The 18,423-nt window shown below is 57.7% G+C and carries 11 protein-coding genes, 2 tRNA genes and 1 pseudogene; 9 read left to right on the top strand and 5 right to left on the bottom strand.

Annotated features, from left to right (window positions below; genetic code table 11):
* Positions 1-16 precede the first annotated feature (16 nt).
* Positions 17-376 (bottom strand): ArsC family reductase, encoded by a 360-nt coding sequence (locus JCM15831_RS05850; RefSeq protein WP_025823426.1) that lies wholly within the window; start codon positions 374-376, stop codon positions 17-19.
* A 597-nt stretch (positions 377-973) separates the two neighbouring features.
* Here JCM15831_RS05850 and JCM15831_RS05840 point away from each other — a divergent pair.
* The 3 genes from JCM15831_RS05840 (at position 974) to JCM15831_RS21855 (ending at position 6,199) form a co-directional block, all read left to right on the top strand.
* Positions 974-2,566: a methyl-accepting chemotaxis protein gene (locus JCM15831_RS05840; protein ID WP_198024254.1), complete on the top strand. Its 1,593-nt coding sequence runs from the start codon at positions 974-976 to the stop codon at positions 2,564-2,566.
* A gap of 535 nt (positions 2,567-3,101) precedes the next feature.
* Positions 3,102-5,894: a hypothetical protein gene (locus JCM15831_RS20050; RefSeq protein WP_198024253.1), complete on the top strand. Its 2,793-nt coding sequence runs from the start codon at positions 3,102-3,104 to the stop codon at positions 5,892-5,894.
* Positions 5,891-6,199, top strand: coding sequence for a hypothetical protein (locus JCM15831_RS21855; RefSeq protein ID WP_035773962.1), 309 nt, complete (start codon positions 5,891-5,893; stop codon positions 6,197-6,199). Before JCM15831_RS20050 ends, JCM15831_RS21855 begins: the two co-directional genes overlap by 4 nt.
* Before the next feature lie 644 nt (positions 6,200-6,843).
* Here JCM15831_RS21855 and guaA read toward each other — a convergent pair.
* Positions 6,844-8,438 (bottom strand): annotated as a pseudogene (gene guaA, locus JCM15831_RS16985) (glutamine-hydrolyzing GMP synthase).
* Between the two features lie 134 nt (positions 8,439-8,572).
* Here guaA and JCM15831_RS05820 point away from each other — a divergent pair.
* From JCM15831_RS05820 to JCM15831_RS05810, 3 genes are all read left to right on the top strand, one after another.
* Positions 8,573-8,974: a hypothetical protein gene (locus JCM15831_RS05820; protein ID WP_025823421.1), complete on the top strand. Its 402-nt coding sequence runs from the start codon at positions 8,573-8,575 to the stop codon at positions 8,972-8,974.
* 63 nt (positions 8,975-9,037) lie between these two features.
* Positions 9,038-9,114: transfer RNA gene (locus JCM15831_RS05815), tRNA-Arg, on the top strand.
* A gap of 33 nt (positions 9,115-9,147) precedes the next feature.
* A tRNA-Arg gene (locus JCM15831_RS05810) sits at positions 9,148-9,224 on the top strand.
* Between the two features lie 158 nt (positions 9,225-9,382).
* Here JCM15831_RS05810 and JCM15831_RS05805 read toward each other — a convergent pair.
* The 3 genes from JCM15831_RS05805 to JCM15831_RS05795 form a co-directional block, all read right to left on the bottom strand.
* Entirely contained in the window at positions 9,383-9,787 is a 405-nt protein-coding gene (locus JCM15831_RS05805) for a response regulator (RefSeq protein WP_025823419.1), read from the bottom strand.
* Positions 9,788-9,868: 81 nt separating this feature from the next.
* A complete protein-coding gene (locus JCM15831_RS16980; protein ID WP_051528342.1) occupies positions 9,869-10,438 on the bottom strand; it encodes a trypsin-like serine peptidase in 570 nt (189 codons plus the stop codon).
* A gap of 177 nt (positions 10,439-10,615) precedes the next feature.
* On the bottom strand, positions 10,616-11,008 hold the full coding sequence (locus JCM15831_RS05795; RefSeq protein WP_025823417.1) for a cytidine deaminase: 393 nt from the start codon (positions 11,006-11,008) through the stop codon (positions 10,616-10,618).
* Between the two features lie 89 nt (positions 11,009-11,097).
* Here JCM15831_RS05795 and lysA point away from each other — a divergent pair, with 89 nt between their 5' ends.
* The 3 genes from lysA to JCM15831_RS05780 all read left to right on the top strand — a co-directional run bounded on the left by lysA (position 11,098) and on the right by JCM15831_RS05780 (position 18,422).
* A complete protein-coding gene (gene lysA / locus JCM15831_RS05790; RefSeq protein WP_232228013.1) occupies positions 11,098-12,399 on the top strand; it encodes a diaminopimelate decarboxylase in 1,302 nt (433 codons plus the stop codon).
* 54 nt (positions 12,400-12,453) lie between these two features.
* Positions 12,454-15,105, top strand: a complete 2,652-nt coding sequence (locus tag JCM15831_RS16975) for a DUF4175 family protein (protein ID WP_198024252.1) — start codon at positions 12,454-12,456, stop codon at positions 15,103-15,105.
* A 344-nt stretch (positions 15,106-15,449) separates the two neighbouring features.
* Positions 15,450-18,422: a TonB-dependent receptor plug domain-containing protein gene (locus JCM15831_RS05780; protein WP_025823413.1), complete on the top strand. Its 2,973-nt coding sequence runs from the start codon at positions 15,450-15,452 to the stop codon at positions 18,420-18,422.
* The last annotated feature ends 1 nt before the right edge of the window (position 18,423 follow it).

The following is an 18,423-nucleotide window of genomic DNA, read 5'->3' as shown; positions in this document are numbered from 1 at the left end:
CTCCACCCTGTTGCGCTCAACCTGCGGTGAACAAAGCGCCGTAAAGCTCAGGTTTAAAGCCCAACGTGACTGAGGCGCCTCGAACGAGGACAGGCCGCTTGATTACTGTCGGATATGTAAGCATGAGCTGACGCGCCTCTGCGACTGAGGTAACGCCCTTCTCTGCCTCCGACAATTTACGAAACGTGGTGCCTGATCGATTGATCAGCGCCTCCCATCCGACCGCCTCTATCCATGCGGCTAGATCAGTCTCGCTCAAACCATCCTTGCGAAGGTCATGGTAGCGAAAGCTAATATCCTGCTCCTCTAGCCAGCGCTTCGCCTTGCGCACTGTGTCGCAGGTCGTAATTCCATACAGAACCGTATCACTTCTCATCGAATCAGCCGCCCCTGATGCTGAAGCCTCTCCCGTGGATGGCCTTATTCAGCCGCCTCACGCAAGCACTAGCCGAGCAGGTCGAATACGGCAATTCCGGGCGCCAAATTGAACGGGTACTTGCCAATATAACCAAATATATGATGCTTCTGACAGCAGTCGTGGAACTCGTTCCCAAGTCCGCACGTTCAGGCGCATTCGTATTATCTTTCGATAAACCATGAACTATAAGTTATATATCTATAAGTAAATAACGTTTTTTTTATGCTCCCTTTTGATGCGGTTAATCTCCTTTTAATCAACTTTCTTCAATCTGTAATAAGTTCACGAGGTCTGTTCGCGCACGCTTCGAGACCAGGGATCTTCTCTGATTTTCCTTAAATTATGGTGGTCTTTATGACGTGGTTTGCCAATTTAACCGTCTATCGCAAAATGGCCTTTGGTTTCGGCAGCATTCTCATTATTTTTGCGATCAGTTCCGGAATTATATTTCAAAAGTCGCAGCGTTTGACTGAAGTGACACGCTTGAACAATACTTCAGACAAGGCAATTGACCTCCTTGATCAGGTTTCGTTCGCCTTGGCGAGATCGCAAGGAATGGTGCGTAAATACATTATCACCCGCCGATCCGTTGACGGGAAAGCTGTGCAGGATGCGGAAGCGCTTCTGGCGGAGAGAACCCAGCAACTCAGAGAAATCATCCGCAAGGACAAGCCTGATTTTCTCCCATTGGTCGATGCTCATACTGCCGCGGTCAAACGTTACGTCGATGAAGCCGTAACGCCTGAATATCGCCTTAGTGCCGATCCGACCAAACAGGCTGAAGCCATGGCTTTGGTCGCCTCTCCCGAGGCGGATCATCTCATTCGCGAACAAAGAGCCGCCTTCAAAGCACTGAGCGAAAAGCTCACCGTGTGGGCAGACTCATGGACAGTGACGGCCATTAAGACGGCACGACAGATTGATGCTGTCGTGCTGACCTCAGCTTTCGTCAGCTCCATCATCGCTATCGCAGTTGGCTGGTTCATTGCACGTTCGATCGGCGGCCCATTGGGAAGCATGACGAACGTGATGCAGCGCCTCGCAAGTGGCGACCTCTCCGTCGAAGTTCCAGCACGGAACCGCCGCGATGAAGTTGGAAAGATCGCTGCCGCTGTTCAGTTCTTCAAGGAAGCAGGGCTTGAAAAAGTCCTTCTTGAAAAAGAGGCTCGCCTTTCTCGTGAAGCGGCTGAGGCAGAGCGCCAGAAGCGCGCAGCTGAGGACGCCGCCGCCGCAGAGAGACAAAACGCCGTCATCAAGGCTCTTGCCGTCGGGCTCGGGCACATGGCTGACGGCAATCTCGTCGCGCAGATCACCACGTCTTTTTCACAAGAATACGAACAACTTCGCGCAGACTTCAACGCGGCAATCGGCGCTTTGTGCAGAGCGCTGGCTGAAGTGTCTGACAAGACCGACGGTATCAATACGAGCGCTTCGGAGGTCGGTTCTGCCTCTGACGATCTATCACGTCGTACCGAGCAGCAGGCGGCAGCTCTCGAGGAAACCGCTGGCGCCCTTGAACTCATCACCAAGAGAGTTGAAGGCACGGCGAAGGGCTCCAAGGAGATGCGTCATGCAACACAGCTTGCCAGTGAGGAAGCAGCCCGCTCGAGCGTGATCGTCGAAAACACGATGAACGCCATGGCCCGTATCGAATCTTCTTCGACCGAAATCGGTGAGATCATCGGCGTCATCGATGAGATCGCTCTGCAGACCAACCTTCTGGCTCTTAACGCAAGCATCGAAGCTGCGCGTGCAGGTGACGCCGGACGCGGGTTTGCTCTGGTCGCCTCTGAAGTTCGGACACTGGCGCAGCGCTCGGCAAATGCAGCAAACAAGGTCAAGGACCTCGTGACCAAGGCCCGGACGGAAGTCACAAGCGGTGTCGATCTCGCCAAAGACGTTGATGCGGCATTGCAGCGTATCGTCGGGCAGATCAGCGGGATCAACGGTACAGTCGTCGAGATCGCATCCAGCTGTGAAGAACAGGCGAGCGGCCTTGCACAGGTCAATACGGCCATCGGAGAACTCGATCGCACGACCCAGCAGAACGCCGCCATGGTTGAAGAGAATACGTCCGCAGTGCTGAGCCTGGGCAACAACACCCGCGACCTGGCCATGCTTGTCAGCCGCTTCAAAACGACACGCTGAGAGGCGCATTTAAATCTCTAACGGTTACGTCAGAGGTTTTCGGACCGCGCGTTTCCTGCCTCAGCCTCCTGAGAAAACCACGTCGAGCCGAGACCCCATAAAAAGCCCGCTCATTGAGCGGGCTTTTTTACTCTCATCAGTGATCGGAAAAACGAATTTCGTTCACTCCCACTCGATCGTTGGATTCCAGAAAATAACCCTTGAATTCAAATTCCTATCCAAGAACTTATTGTCGATACCATGAGAAATACCATATAGAGAAACGGCTTTGATTGGGAACCGAAGCCTGTCAGGCTACCTTGTTGCGCCGGCATTGAGCGATTTGGCCTCCTACGGGATCAGATCAACGGCACCGAACCACCCCGCACTATTTCAATAACTCGGGAGTGGCACCGAGAAGGCAGCCCTAGTTGTGCAACGCCGCTTCACACCCTCACCTTGGGCGCAAGGGGCTACGCAGCGCAAAAGATGCATTGAGGCCGATCCTGATTCCGGACATAGGAGAAGCTGACCCATACACTGACTCAACAAGACGATGGATCTCCTAGACCAGCAACTTCCGGCGCCGAATAATTGGGACAAGTTCGAAGCACTGACGCGAGCCCTGTTCGCGGCAGTATGGAAGAACCCGCTCATACAGCGGCACGGCCGGACGGGTCAGGCGCAGCACGGCGTCGACGTCTTCGGCTCATCGAAGGACGAGCCCGGTCGCACCTATGGTGTGCAGTGTAAAGGGAAGGATCAGCTCTACAGCGCCGCCGCGACGGCTGACGAGTTCGATACCGAACTCGCAAAAGCGGAACACTTTTCGCCGCAACTCAGTCAGTGGGTGTTTGCCACCACAGCTCCAAACGACGGGGCGCTTCAACGACACGCCGCGGCTATATCGGAGCGGCGTGTAAAGGCTGGCCAATTCCGCGTGGCAGTGCTCGGGTGGGAGTCGATCGTTGGCTTGCTATCGTCCCACCCCGAGGTCGTCGAAGAGTTCTACCCAGAGCGGTCAAGCGCGATCCAGCAGCTCTTCGGCGCCCTAGCTACAAAGACTGCCCCGGCGCCTGACTGGGCAAAGATCTCATTCACGTCGCTGCGCGATCTTGGCCCTGCCCTCATGGGGCGCCCACTTGGGCCCGCAGACGTTGGCGCCTGCCCAACCTTGCCAGAGGCCGAAACCCTAATCCAAGAGCTTCGCCAAGCCGGGACGGCGCGTCTGGCCGGTGTTCCTGGCGCGGGAAAGTCGATCTGCGCCTTGCAGGCCGCCCGCGCCATAGGCACGAGCGGGTGGCGCATCTTCCGTCTTACCGACCCGACAGCGGGTCTTCCAACCGCAGCGTCGAGTCCGGAGCCGACGCTCTACATCGTTGATGACGCTCATCTCGCGCCACCCGCACAGCTAAGGGCACTGGAGGAATCAGCCTCAGAAAACCGATGGGTACTGAGTGCTCATACCCTGTCGGATGGAAGGGTGACTGCCGCTGGCACCATTCACCTTGACGCCAAGAGAGCGGTCGCGGTCATCGCCCACGGCCTTCGTGCGGATGTTGAACGTACACTTGCCGCCGTCCGGAAAGCTGATGACCGCGTTGGGCCTGGGTTGTCCGAGGAACCTCTCGACTGGCGCCTTAATCAGGCTGAAACTGCGAAATTTCCATGGCAATTCTGTTTTATCCTCGGTGGAGGCTGGCGACGGTCTAAATCTATGGCCGATTCTGCGCGCGCCGCCGGCGCGGACGTGGTACTGGCTGCTGCAGCCATCCGACAGCTTGCCTCTCGCGACGCGTCCTGTCCGTTTGATAGTCTGAGAGAACAAGTGGAAGGCCACGTCACAGATGCCGAACTGCAGCCCGCCGTTGACTGGTTGGTTGCCCAACGCCTGCTGCTCACTCGCTCCGACTTGCGCTGCCCTCACCAGCGCCTAGCCGGCGTTCTGCTCGGGCAAATTCTCAAAGGCCAGAACCCGGAAGGGATCAATCGAATAGCTCGCCTGCTGCAATCCACACTCGCAAACCCGATGCTCCCCTTGGGAGGCTTTGCGGTACTTCTTGGTGAATTGTTGCGCACTGGCGACTTTGGGCGCTGGTCGTACCTAATAAAGCCGGAATGGCTGCGTCCGCTGCTCGACCGGGCTTGGGCCGCCAGTACCCCTAATGAAATCCTCCACGCAAGCTGGGCCCTGAACGAGGTCAGAAGCTACCTCACACCTAACGGTATCGGCGCCGCAGACCATCAAGATGTCGTCGTCGGCTGGATCGAGGCCGCGCCAAAAGGCGCCTGCTATGCCTTGGGCAGGCTTGTGAGCCAGATCATTTCTTATGAAGAAGAACTGGGCGCCGCCATCAAGGCCCGAATCTCTCCAAACGTACTCGCGGACGCGATCAGCACCGCGGCCCCGGTCCATGCCTGCGAGATCGCCGAGCTGGTCTCAATAAGTCAATTGACGAACGACGAGCCATGGAAGGTCGCCTACCTAGCTGCGCTTGATCGCGACCACCTTTTTCGCGTGGTCTCCGCTTGGCCCATCGACGCCCCGCTCTCCCTTGTCGCTGACCTTTGCAAGCACATCAGCTACACCGATGAGGCTTTGGCCTGCGAGCTGATCGAAGCGCTCGCGCCTTCGATCGCAGGGCGGCTTCAAAACGATCCGCAAGGCGCGTTCCGCGAGCTCGACGATCTCTTCTGGCATGCGCTACGAGTCTACGATCCGCTTGGGATATACGTGGGAAAGCGGCGCCCCACGACCAGGATGAAACACGCCGCACGCCGGATATGCACCTGCTGGAAACCGAGACACCTGGCGGACAAGCTGTCGCAAAGCGACCCGCGATCATTTCAAGCAGCTGCCGGTATCTTGCATGTCCTGAGAACAGTCTCCCCCACCGTCTTCGCGGAAACGGTCCAAGCGCTCGATTGGCAAAGGATTGGAACCGCCATCGGACCCGGCTGGAAGGAGGAGATCGGCGGCGCGCGCACGCTGTTGTCTGTGGCTTGGCAGCTTCCCGCGGCCCGGCCGACTATCAGCCAACTTATTGCACGCAATGAAGCCCAAATCGCCAACCTCTCGCCCCATCTCGCCTGGATGGCTCCCGAAGTAGCTTTTCGTCACTTGGCCGCGGGCAAGCCCGTCTTAATTACCAAGCACGGTCACGGTGAATGGGGGCTCGGCGTAGCATGCTGGCACTCGTCGCGCGCACTAGACCCAGCCTATTGGCCGCCCTCCTCGAGCCGCACTATGCCCCCATCGCAGCGATCTTGTCGCAGCAAAGTCCGACCTTCTGTGACAAGGCCGCCCTGTTTATCCGCGCTCTCGCCGAAGTCGATGAAGCCGGCTTGACCCGCATCCTGGATCAGATCGATCCGGCAAGGGCCACGGAGGGATGGCGCAAGGCCCTGCTCGGGGGGGAAGCCCAACGCAAGCACAATAAGGATGCCAACCCGCGCGAAGCGGCAGCGCTCCTCATCCACTATGCCATTGACCGCGTGGATGCCCTCGGTGATGTGGCGCGATCTCTGCGCCGCGAGTACCCCAAACGCTCGACCCCTTCCGCGAAAATGCTGGAACCGATCGTGTGGCCGGAATCGTTTGATGACGCTCTTGTTACCGGAAAGCCATCAAATGCTGTGCCGCGAGAGGCCTGACAAGGTGTCTTCGCTCGACCCATTGACCCATTTCCGTCGTGCTCCGATGACGATTGCCGGAGCTCGCTTGTCGTTGCTCGCGCGCGATTTTGAAGCCCTGATCGTGAAGGTCCGAGGACGTTCACGGTGGTTCCGCAAACGGATTCGTTGTTTTCGATTAGCCGCTAGAAACACCTGGCGAAGAGGACGACTAAGAAATGGAACCGCAAGCCTACGTTCGCGCCCTGCACGCACAATTCACATACTTGTTCACCTATGCGCGGACGATCAACGAGATCGACACCGCCGCAGCTTTGTCAAGCGAGTTTCGCGGTGCGCAGTTTGGTGTCAGTCAGCATCGGTCCATGGCACTCCAAACGGCGATACCATGACCAAAAACCATTAAAATAACCGGATAAAATCACTATTATTCATATGGTTATTAAACATCGATACCGTGACTCGCGTAGAGTTCCCGACATGGTATCGATAAAAATCATGGCATCAGACTTAATCAGTGCCATGCACCGTGCCATAAAAAGTTACTGCTGGGCGATACCTTTCGGTGCCAGAGAATGCCGAACCAAAGAACAAAAAAGCCCGCATTTCTGCGGGCTTCGAGGCACTTTCATGCCGGGTAACGCCACCCTATGCCAGACGCGGAATCATTCCCACTCGATCGTGCCCGGTGGCTTTGACGTGATGTCGTAAGTCACGCGGTTGATGCCGCGCACTTCGTTGACGATGCGACCAGCGACACGATTCAGGAAGCCGAAATCGAAAGGATAGACTTCAGCCGTCATACCGTCAGTGCTGGTTACTGCGCGCAAGGCACAGGCCTGATCGTAAGTCCGTCCGTCTCCCATCACGCCGACTGTCCGAACCGGCAGCAGAACCGCGAAAGCCTGCCAGATCGCGTCATAAAGACCCGCATTGCGGATCTCTTCCAGATAAATGGCGTCGACCTTGCGCAATAGATCCAGCTTCTCACGATCGATCGCACCCGGGATACGGATGGCGAGCCCTGGCCCCGGGAAAGGGTGACGCCCGACGATTGCTTCGGGAATACCCAGCTCACGACCGAGCGCACGAACCTCGTCCTTGAACAGCTCACGCAAGGGTTCGACGAGCTTCATGTTCATACGGTCCGGCAGACCGCCGACATTATGGTGCGACTTGATGGTTACCGATGGGCCACCCGTGAAGCTGATCGACTCAATCACGTCAGGATAAAGCGTGCCCTGAGCCAGGAATTGTGCACCGCCGAGCTTGGTTGCCTCTTCCTCGAACACTTCGATGAACAGACGACCGATCGTCTTGCGCTTGACCTCCGGATCGGTAACGCCAGCCAGAGCGTTCAGGAACAGGTCCGACGCGTCACGATGCACAAGACGGATATTGAACCGCCCACGGAATGTCTTGACCACCTCATCGGCTTCGCCCGAACGCAGGATACCCGGATCGACGAAGATACACGTCAACTGGTCGCCGATTGCATCGTGAATAAGCTTGGCGGCAACAGAAGAATCCACCCCACCTGACAGCCCGCAAATGACGCGGCCGGAGCCTACCTGCTCACGGATGCGCGCGATTTCCAGATCGCGGAACCCCGCCATGGTCCAGGTGCCCTTGCAGCCCGCGACATCATGCGTGAAATTTTTGATCAGTGCCGCACCATGAGGGGTGTGCACTACTTCCGGATGGAACTGCACACCGTAAAGGCGACGCCCTTCATCTGCGATGATCGCGAAAGGCGCGCCTTCCGACCAAGCGACAGCGCGGAAGCCAGGAGCAACGCCGTGACACGGTCGCCATGGCTCATCCAGACCTGCTCACGATGACCGCGCGACCACTCTCCGCGGAACAGGGCACAATCCTCGGCGATCTCGATATGCGCGCGGCCGAATTCACGATGCTCATGAGTTTCGACCTTTCCTCCCAGACGGGCACACAACGCCTGCTGGCCGTAGCAGATGCCGAGCACGGGAATGTTGAGATCGAAAACCACTTCGGGAATCGTCGGCGCATTTTCGTCATGCACACTCGCTGGGCTGCCCGAAAGGATGACACCCTTGGGATGAAACCCACGGATCTTTTCCTCTGTCGCGGTGAAAGGCCAGATCTCGCAATAGACGCCGCTCTCACGCACACGGCGCGCAATGAGCTGCGTCACCTGACTGCCGAAATCGAGGATCAGGATCCGATCCTCATGGAGCTGCTGATCGAGATTATCGGCGTTCAACGGGGCTGTGTCGGTCATAGCGCTCTTTCAACACGTCATGCATGGGCAAATTCTGTGGGCATCGTATAGAATGTCTGAGAGGCAACGTCATCCCAAACGACACGTTAGAGCCGCTCCTAATGTCATGATTCCTTCATTCAGACGAGACTGATATGCGCCATCACCGTTTTCCCCACCTGCCCCATGGGGCAATTCTCGGCGTCCTGGCTCTTTTGACGGCTTGTGGTAGCCCACAGCCCCCGAGCAAGGATCCAGTCGGGATCTGGACCGGTGCCCTCGTGACCGATCAGGGATCATGCCCGACCGACACGAATTCGACGCTACAGATCGGTACATCCGTCATCAGCTTCACGCCGGGAGACGACGCGCTGGTGTTGAAGGGGACGCGTAGCAATGACAAACAACATTTCCACGCTCAGCTCACGCTCAAGGACGCTCAGGGCAAAGCCTACAGCATCGTCTTCAACGGCTACCCGGTCGGGAATGCCATCGGTGGCATCTACGGTGCTCCGACCTGCCGGGCCCATATCGTCATGACCCGTCCAAATCACTGATCAAAAAAATTTCTTTATCCCCCTTGCCGGTCGGGAAACTCGCAGTAGAACCCGCCCCACGACGCACCCGTAGCTCAATTGGATAGAGCACCAGACTACGAATCTGGGGGTTAGAGGTTCGACTCCTTTCGGGTGCGCCACTACAACATCATGAGCACGCAAGCGCTCATTTCGCACCCGTAGCTCAATTGGATAGAGCACCAGACTACGAATCTGGGGGTTAGAGGTTCGACTCCTTTCGGGTGCGCCATTCTTACTTAAAACAAATCAGATACTTCTTCTGTCCGCTGGCTGGTGACGCACCATCGTGGCGAGGCGTTGATTCGAGGGTGCATCGCTCGACGAACCCTCCACGCCCCTTTCCTGAAGGAGCGTTGGATAGTTGAAAGATCGACCAGGCGGCGAAACTCAGTGCACCAACTGCGCCAGAACAGCACGCACGTCGATCTCGAAGAAAGGCTTCGGCACAAAGAGGCTTTTAGGCGGTAAGGCGGAGCGGTCATCGACCTGGCGACCCGAAGTCAACACGAACGCCATCTCAGGGTGGGTTCTGAGCAAATGATGCCCCAGATCGAGCCCACTCATTTTACTCGGCATCTCGAGATCGGAAAAGACGAGGCGAATATCGGGATTTTTTCCGATCATCAGCAGAGCCTCATCGGCGTCGCCTGCAGAGAGAACAGTATAACCTGCTGCCTCAATCATGTCCGAGACGTGCAGTCGAAGAACGATATGGTCCTCAACCACAAGCACCGTCGGCGGCTTGATCGTCAGTCGACGACTTTTTACGCCTTGATGAGCCTCTCCGAACATAATCCCTGCACCTCTCGCTGATTGTTGTTAGCAGTCTGTTAACGATGTTTAGCGCAAGGGGTTTGAAGAAGCGGATTATTTTTATCTGACGGTTTCGTTAGATGTTGACGTCCCTAAAAACTTGACGGCTGTCCCTCCCTGTCCCTGCTGCGCTGTGACATCGATCCCAGCCACTCCCCAGCCGGCCTTTGTCTTGACAAGAAGCGGCGCACCGCTCGCACCGTGGGTTGCCGCACAATCATGGTCGATAAGCTGACCGCGAACACGGACCACCTGACAAGCGAGATCGCCCATAGCGAGTTCCTTGCGGTCCTGCTGATATCCTGCGAGCATCGCTTGATCGCCTGCGTGTGCCGTCACGACCGGAGGCAACTCGCCAGACGTTGCCAGGGCATGATCGAGAATGATTGTCGCATGATCGGCCTGACTCGTTCGCAGAGGATGGACGGGGTCATAAGCAGGTGGGATCACAAAGCGCACCGCGCGGGCGGTCGCACGCCATGAGCCTGTGTCGTAGCCCAGCATGAAATGGACACTCGACGGCTGGATGAAAGCAGCAGCCTCGTCGCGCCACAGACAATGAGCCGCAGTCATAATGACCGAAGGCGCAACCAGAAAGCCGGTGCACCGTCCCCCGAGTTCGGTCTGCACGCGCCCAAGGATCCGCCAAGCGCTCGGCTCACGTCAATGACATGGCGAGCCCCATTTCCGACTCCGGGCAGATCTACCTTTGCGGCATGAGCCTGCACGCATGATGCTGCCCATAATGCTGACAGCATGCTGATCTTGCACAGAAAACGAATCTTCATTCCCTCCTCCGCCATCGCTTCACGCGAGATGATCTGGACCGAACGACCAGGGAAGCAACGCGCCCAGCGTCGTCTCCAGAAGGAGAGCACCCTGCGGATTGACGATCCTGATCGGCAGATCGATTGCCGCAAACTCCCGCAATCTCTGGCGACACCCGCCGCAAGGCGTGCAAGGAGCTTCACCGCCACCGACGATGACGATCTCGTCAATGTGACGACCGCCACCAAGCACCATTGCCGCAATCGCCCCCGCTTCAGCACAATTTCCCTGAGGATAGGCGGCGTTCTCGACATTGCAGCCCTGATAGACCACCCCCTCGCAGCGCAGCGCCGCGCCGACCTGGAAGCGCGAATAGGGGGCGTAAGCCTGCTCGCGTGCAGCAAGTGCCGCCCCAATCAGCTCGTCAGTCATGAATAATCCTTCCTTGGCACAATCCCAGCTTGGAAGCTGTCGAGGTCAACTGTAATCTATTCGACATGACACGCCATGACCCTGATATCATGAACCTTCTCGCCTCTCGTCCTTCACTGCATATGGACGGGCAAGACGGTCTGCTTTTTGAGGGGGTGCCTCTCCAGACCATTGCGAGCCAGGTCGGCACACCCTGCTGGGTCACGGGAGCAGGCACGTTACGTCGCCGCACCCGCAATCTGAGAAAAGCCTTTGTCGAGCGCGGTCTCGATGTCGCCCTGCATTATGCGCTCAAGGCCAATGATCACCTCGCGACCCTGACTGTTCTGCGTCAGGAGGGATGTGGTGCCGACGTCGTCAGTGGCGGTGAGCTCAGACGGGCGCGAGAAGCAGGGATCGATCCCGCTTCCATCGTGTTTTCTGGTGTGGGCAAGACGGATGCAGAGCTGACACTCGCGTTGCGCGAAAATATCGGCCAGATCAACGTTGAGAGCGCTGAAGAACTGCATCGACTCTCCAGAATCGCTTCGGCTCTCGGACTGACAGGCCGCGTCGCCCTGCGCGTCAATCCGCATATCGACGCCGCGACCCACGACAAGATCAGCACAGGCCGGCTCGGTGACAAATTCGGCATCGACTGGGCGGATTCTGCGGCACTTTACCGCGAAGCCTCCCGCCTTCCTGGCATCGAAATCCTTGGTCTCGCGACCCATATCGGCAGCCAGATTCTCTCACCCGCTCCTTTCAAGGCCGCCTATGCCCGCATTGCCGAGCTGGTGATTGGGCTTCGTAGCGAGGGTTTGACGGTCAGAAGCGTCGATTGCGGCGGAGGACTAGGCGTCCGCTATCGTGACGAACTGGCGCCTCCCCCCGCTGCTCTGGCCGGAGCCATTGCCGAAACTCTGGGTGACCTCGATCTCAAACTTGCTATCGAGCCGGGACGCTGGATTGCCGCGCCTGCCGGGGTTTTGTTGACATCGGTCATCGATCTCAAGGCACAACGAGAGGGCGTCTCTGATTTCGTGATTGTCGACGCTGCCATGAACGATCTCGCCCGCCCCAGCCTTTACGGCGCCTGGCACGGCATCGTCCCCGTCGCCCCCGATCTCGCCTATGCAGAGACGGTGTCGCAAACCGTTGTTGGCCCAGTTTGCGAGTCCAGCGATATCTTTGCAAAAGAACGGCAGCTCCCTGCTGTTCGCCCGGGTGATCATCTCGCCATTCTCGACACAGGCGCTTACGGTGCCGTTATGAGCTCAACATATAACAGCCGCCCGCTTGCCGCTCAGGTGATGATCGAAAACGGTCAGTGGGCAAGTATCCGTCCGAGACAGCGCGTAGAAACGCTCTGGACTGACGAGAGCATGCCGGAGTGGCTGGACGCTGAATGAGCCTGGCTCCCCACGTGGCTTCACCCTCCTCTCTGCTTGAGAAGCGCGTCGACCGTGCGCGACAGCGGACACGGCGCGTTCTCTGGATCGAATCAGCCTGGTCGGCCATTCAATGGCTTTGGGTCTTGTAGGAGGGTACACGCTGAGCGGGCTTTTCCGCCTGCCCCAATCCTTGCCCGATACCCTGCACGCCTTTTTGCTTGCCGGTGTCGGCGGAGGCGCCATTGCTCTGGCGCCCGCAATCTGTCGCGTCTGCCGCCCCCGCACCGCACCGCCATCGATCGGCGCATTGAGACGCGCTCGGGCCTGCGGCATCAGCCTCTTGCCGCTCTGGACGATTTTCCGGCCTATGAAGAAGATACCGCCCTGTGGGATATCCACATGGTGCGCCTGCGCGAAAGCCTCGGCTCGTTACGCTCAGGCTGGCCCGGTATCGGCTGGACAACCGGACGGAAGTTCGGCTGGGCGGGGTTTTCCGTGGCGCTGCTCGGCGCCTTCATCCTCGCTGGCCCTGCGGCACCATCGAGACTTGAGGCCGCCTTTCTGCCGGGCGTTGACGACAGCGATGTGCCTCTGCCGCAGATCGAAGCCTGGGTTGACCTGCCTGATTATGCGAGCGGCGCTCCGGTTTACCTCAACGACCAGTCAGTACCGCCCCGTATTCCACAAGATGCAAAGCTGACACTGCACGTCACAGGGGCACGCTCCGGTCCCCATCTGCTGGGCGTCGATTCCGGCGATGTTTCCGCCAGACAGCTCGACCCGAGCAGCTGGACCTTTGTTACAACCCTGAGCCATAGCGGCAGAATCTCGATCCGCTCACGCGGCCGGACAATCGGCGAATGGCTCTTTGACATCGAGCCCGATCTTCCTCCCGATATCAGCTGGAAAGCCCCGCCAACGCAGGCCAAGGACCGACCGGATGTCGTCCTGCCCTGGCATGTGGCACAGGCGCATGGCGTCGCAGGGCTTGATGCGGAAATCACGCTGAACGCCAAGCCCGACCTGCCCAGGATCACGGTACCGATCCCGCTCAAAGGTCAACCCACCAAAGCAGAAGGCGAATTTTCGACCGATCTGACGGACTCCCTCTGGGCGGGCGAACAGGTGACGATCCGGCTCCGTGCGCGCGCCAAAAGTGGACGCGACGCAACCAGTTCCGCTGAAAAACTGATCCTCCCCAGTCGCGTTTTTCACGATCCTACTGCCCGCGCGCTCGTCGCGCTCAGGCATCGCTTCGGCCTCGATCGCGAGACGACCGAGCAGGCATCCGACGAACTTAAAGCTCTGGCGCAGACACTTCCCTTGGGAGAAAAAGGCAGCATCCTCGCCCTGCTCTTCGCGGCAGCACAGCTCGATGATCCCGATGCTGCGGAATCAAAAGAACATGCGCTTGGCCTCTGCTGGGCGGTTGCTCTTTATCTCGAAGAACTTCGGGAAACGGGCCGGGAAACGGCCCAGGCCAATCTCGAAATCCGTGCGGCGCAAAAGGCTGTGCAGAACCAGATTGCGCATATGCGCGCTCTCGGAGAGGCCGGGCATACGGAAGAGGAACAGCAGGAACTCGCAACACGCATGAAGCGTCTGCGCGAGGCGTTGAACCAGCGTATGCAGGCCCTGATGCAGCGCAGCATGCAGCTCGGCACCGTCATACCCGATATCGGTGGGTCGTCTCAGGACGGTTCCGACCCGGTATCCCGCCTTATGAGAAGACTGCAATCGGACGCTGCCGGTGGCCATTCCGACGACGCGCTGAAGCGTCTCGAAGACCTATCCAAGATGGTCGAGCGCATGCGCAGTGCAACCCCTCAGGATCTTGCCCAGATCGCACAGCAACTTCAGGCGCAGGCGAAAGCCCAGGCTCAGAAAGCCACACTGCACGATCTGGTACGGCGAGAAACGACATTGCTCGATCATGCTCAGGCCCGATTAGGCATTGGCGTGCGCGAAGCCAAGGAAGCACAGCAAAACCAGAATGGGCCCAATGCCCCCGGCTCGGATGTCAGCACCATGCCGACAGCCGAATTGCTGAGGCGTCTCGGCCTGACGCCTCCGCCCGATATGGAGGCTCCGACGCCTTCAGTGTCCAGCCCGCCTGCCGCACTCTCTCCCGCCGAGGAAACCGCGCAGCACGAACAACGTCGCGATGATCATGCCGTCCAACGCGCCCTGCAAATGGTCGCGCGTCTCCTCAATGAAGACATCAAATCGCTGACAGGCAAGACAATGGACGGTCTGACCAAGGCGGATAAAGACATGCACGCCGTGCGTCAGGCGCTTGCTACGGCCAAGGACGGTCCTGCTGAAACCGCTATTCGTCAGGTGTTGAAAGATCTGGCCGAGACAGGGCAGCAGATGAGCGAAGCCCAGAAGGGCAAGAGCCATGGAGGCGGCCCGCTGGCTCTGCTCCCGACAATGGGGAGCGGCGCCGGAAGCCAGGGCGGCAAGGGTAAAGGCCAGCAGGATCAGGCCCAGAGCGATGACGAGGACGACGAAGGTCAAGGGTCTGACAAGAGCGATCGGGATCCGCTGGGCCGCAAGCTCGGCAAGGGTAATTCCGGTGCTGACACAGACGGGACAGTTCCCGATGCGGATAGCCGTGAAAAAGCCCGCGCGATCGAGCGTGAGCTAAGGCGGAGAGACGCGGATCGCACCAGATCGCAAAGCGAACTCGACTATCTGGACCGGCTGCTCAAATCCTATTGAGCGCACCTGTTTCAGGAATGTTGGCCTCATTCCTGAAACGCTTGGTTACGCCCTCCAGGCGCTCAACTCTCTCGCAATGAAACCCATCAGAGACTTCTAGACCAGCCGAGGCCTCACCTCGTGTCGCTGTGGCTGAACAGACCCGCCCCAAAATTTGACGGTCTATAACGAACTAACCATCTTGGGAGGACCCACCCTCTCTGCAGCTGACACATATTGATGCAAATTCGCAACAGAGCGTCGCATGAATAACGCAACAGGGCGTCACAGAACGATAACACTCTTGCAATGAAATGACGAAAACCGCAGCCTCGTGACATAATGTTATTTCGAGGGTCATTTTTATGAAAATCGTTAAAATGCGAGGGCGCGCCCGCCTGCTTCTGGGGGCGGTCATTTTCCTCTCCCCGGTCGCAGCCATGACGACCAGCCATGCGCAGACGGCCTCCGCCACAACGCATCATCGCAAACCTGTCAAATCCGCCACCCATAAGAGCAGTGCAACAAAGAGCGCCGCCAACGGCCCTCTCCTGAGTGCCCAGACGGCTCCGGCTGCAACTCTGGTGCCCAGTCATTCCCAGAATGCACTGCAGAACGTCACCAGCACCGAGAGCCTTTCCTTCAATGGCAAGGGCAAGTCCGAAGAGCTCATCGTTGTCGGCTCGGCGCTCAACACCGCCAACAACACCAGCGCCAATCCGGTACAGATCGTCACGTCCAAACAGATCCAGCAGACGGGAGCGACCAACCTTAACGATTACCTGTCACGCCTGCCTTCAATCGGCTCCAGTGGCACGACAAACAACAACACAAATGGCTCAGGTGGCGCCGCGTGCGTTGATCTGCGTAATCTTGGATCAAACCGCGTTCTGGTGCTTATCGACGGCAAGCGCACCACGCCAAACGGCAATAATGACTGTATCGATCTCAACACCATCCCGGTGCAGATGATTCAGTCGGTTGAAATACTGAAAGACGGTGGTTCGGAGCTTTACGGCGCCGACGCAGTCTCGGGTGTCATCAACATCAAGCTCCGCCATGATTTGAATACCGGAAACGTCACAATCCGTGGTGGGATCACTGGCCATGGTGACAACCGCACCGGAATGATTTCAGCCATGAAGGGTTGGAACTTCGACCACGAGAAAGGCAATCTCACCCTTGGCGGTAGCTACATGACCCAAGGTGGAATCCAGCAGCGTAACCGCTCCTGGTCTTCTACCGCTCTGGGTGCTGCTGGCAATTATCCGAATCAGTCCACGCTTCAGGTGGGTTCGATCACCACGCTAGGCGGCACTTATTTCGGTCAGGATAGCGGCAATCGATATGTTGGCAATCTGGATACCGGCGCGCTGAGTCCGTACAGCAGAAGTAAACGTTATAACTACGCTCAAAACCAGTGGCTAGCGAACGCCCTTCAGGACTCAACCCTGTCTGGCGATCTCCATTACGAGTTTAACAAACATTTCGATGCCTATTCGAATGTGCTTTATGCACATCGCTCATCGAAAACCCAGCTTGCCCCCCAGCCGGCAACCGGTAGCGTTCCCCCCTCGCCGCTTCCGAACTCCATCATTCTGCCTTCTGATTATCCCGGCAATCCGACGGGTGAAGACCTTCAGCTCTATCGTCGTCTGGGCGAATTCGGTCCCCGTATCAACAACAATACCAGCGACACGGTGACGGGCATGTTCGGGTTGCGCGGTGATATCGTGCATGACTGGAAATATGACCTTTCCTACACCTATGGTGTAAGCCAGGATACAGATCAGCTTCAGGGCGTCGGAAATTACGCCAAGCTTCTGCAGCAGTGGGGTCTCGAAAATACCGTTGATCCCAACGACCCCGATGGTGCGCTGATCTATAACCCGAATTCTTGTGTGGGTTCGGCCGGTTGCGTGCAGTCCAACGCATTCAAGCGCCTCTCACCGGGTGCGGTACAATACGCAAACTACACCACCTATCAGCACACAATGTATCAGCTGCGTGATCTCAATCTTCGCATTCACAACAATCACGTCGTTCACATGCCCTGGACGGGAGGCGGTGATCTCGGCATCGCGCTCGGCATGGAGCATCGCGGCGAGCAGCTTTCGAATAACCCTGATCCGCTGGTTCAAAGCGGCTATTCATTGACAAACACGGTTGCGTCGACTTCAGGTGGTTTCAACGTCACGGAAGGCTACTTGCAGGGCCATGCTCAGCTTCTGAAGGACGTTGCCTTCGCCAAGGATCTCTCCCTCGACGCGCAGGGCCGCTACTCGTCTTACAATACTTTTGGCGGTGCCAAGAACTGGAAGGTCGGCCTCGACTGGGCACCGACACGTGACATCCGCTTCCGCGGCACGCTCGGCACCTCATTCCGTCAGCCTAACGTTTATGAGCTGTTTGGCGGCGTCGGCCTCAACTATGTTTCTGCATCCGATCCATGCGCCGGCGCCACCAGCCCCACACTCGTCGCAAATTGCATTAAGGCGGGTGTCGCCAATCCACAGAACTTTGCATCGGCCAATTCTGGCCAGGTGCCGACCTTGCAAGGGGGCAACAAGGCACTTAACCCTGAAACGGGCCGTACCTATACATTTGGCACGGTCATCACGCCGCGTTGGGTCCCTGGTCTAGCAGCGTCTGTCACCTATTGGCATTACACGATCGGCGGCCTTGTTGGGTCTCTTCCGACCCAGTTCATCCTGAACCAGTGCTACCAGGAAAGCGTGCAGTCTTACTGCAACTCGGTCAACCGCTTGTCGAATGGGCAAATCAACACCGTCTCGGCTGTCGATCAGAACCTGGGCAACCTGCTGACCAGCGGAATCGATTTCGACCTGAACTATCGTTGGAAGCTCACCCATCATGATGCCTTCATCGTCGATAACAATTTTCAGCAACTCGTGAAGTATAAGCAGCAGCAACAGCCGGGCGGAGTTTACCTAAACCAGACCGGGGCATTGTTCTACCAGAACGGCTCCAGCAATCCGCGCGTGCGAGACTATGCCACCCTGACCTGGCAGCATGATGCTTTCCGCATCTCGTATATGTTCCAGTACATTGGCGGCGTAAACTGGAATGACGGCTCTGCTTTCCTCAGCGAAGAAAGTCCTGCCGCCAATGCCCGCATCAAGACTCCCGCGATGGTCCAGCAGGATATCTCGATCGCCTATAGCTGGAAGCGCTGGAACTTCGAAGGCGGCGTACAGAACATCGCCGGCAAAAACCCGCCTTTCGTTCTCAATGCAGCGTCGAATTCGGGCGACAGCACCTATGGTGGCTTCTACGCTGGTCGCTATGTCTTTCTTCAGGCCGGTCTCAATTTCTGAT

The sequence above is a fragment of the Asaia astilbis JCM 15831 genome, assembly GCF_000613845.1.
Taxonomy (GTDB): domain Bacteria; phylum Pseudomonadota; class Alphaproteobacteria; order Acetobacterales; family Acetobacteraceae; genus Asaia; species Asaia astilbis.
This window is presented reverse-complemented; position numbering and strand designations above follow the sequence as displayed.

Excerpts from the sequence above, each read along its gene's own strand:
- JCM15831_RS05820 (WP_025823421.1), top strand. The coding sequence starts at position 8,573 with ATGCGCCATCACCGTTTTCCCCACCTGCCCCATGGGGCAATTCTCGGC.
- JCM15831_RS05780 (WP_025823413.1), top strand. The coding sequence starts at position 15,450 with ATGAAAATCGTTAAAATGCGAGGGCGCGCCCGCCTGCTTCTGGGGGCG.
- JCM15831_RS05805 (WP_025823419.1), bottom strand. The coding sequence starts at position 9,787 with ATGTTCGGAGAGGCTCATCAAGGCGTAAAAAGTCGTCGACTGACGATC.
- JCM15831_RS05840 (WP_198024254.1), top strand. The coding sequence starts at position 974 with ATGGTGCGTAAATACATTATCACCCGCCGATCCGTTGACGGGAAAGCT.
- JCM15831_RS05795 (WP_025823417.1), bottom strand. The coding sequence starts at position 11,008 with ATGACTGACGAGCTGATTGGGGCGGCACTTGCTGCACGCGAGCAGGCT.
- lysA (WP_232228013.1), top strand. The coding sequence starts at position 11,098 with ATGAACCTTCTCGCCTCTCGTCCTTCACTGCATATGGACGGGCAAGAC.
- JCM15831_RS05850 (WP_025823426.1), bottom strand. The coding sequence starts at position 376 with ATGAGAAGTGATACGGTTCTGTATGGAATTACGACCTGCGACACAGTG.
- JCM15831_RS20050 (WP_198024253.1), top strand. The coding sequence starts at position 3,102 with ATGGATCTCCTAGACCAGCAACTTCCGGCGCCGAATAATTGGGACAAG.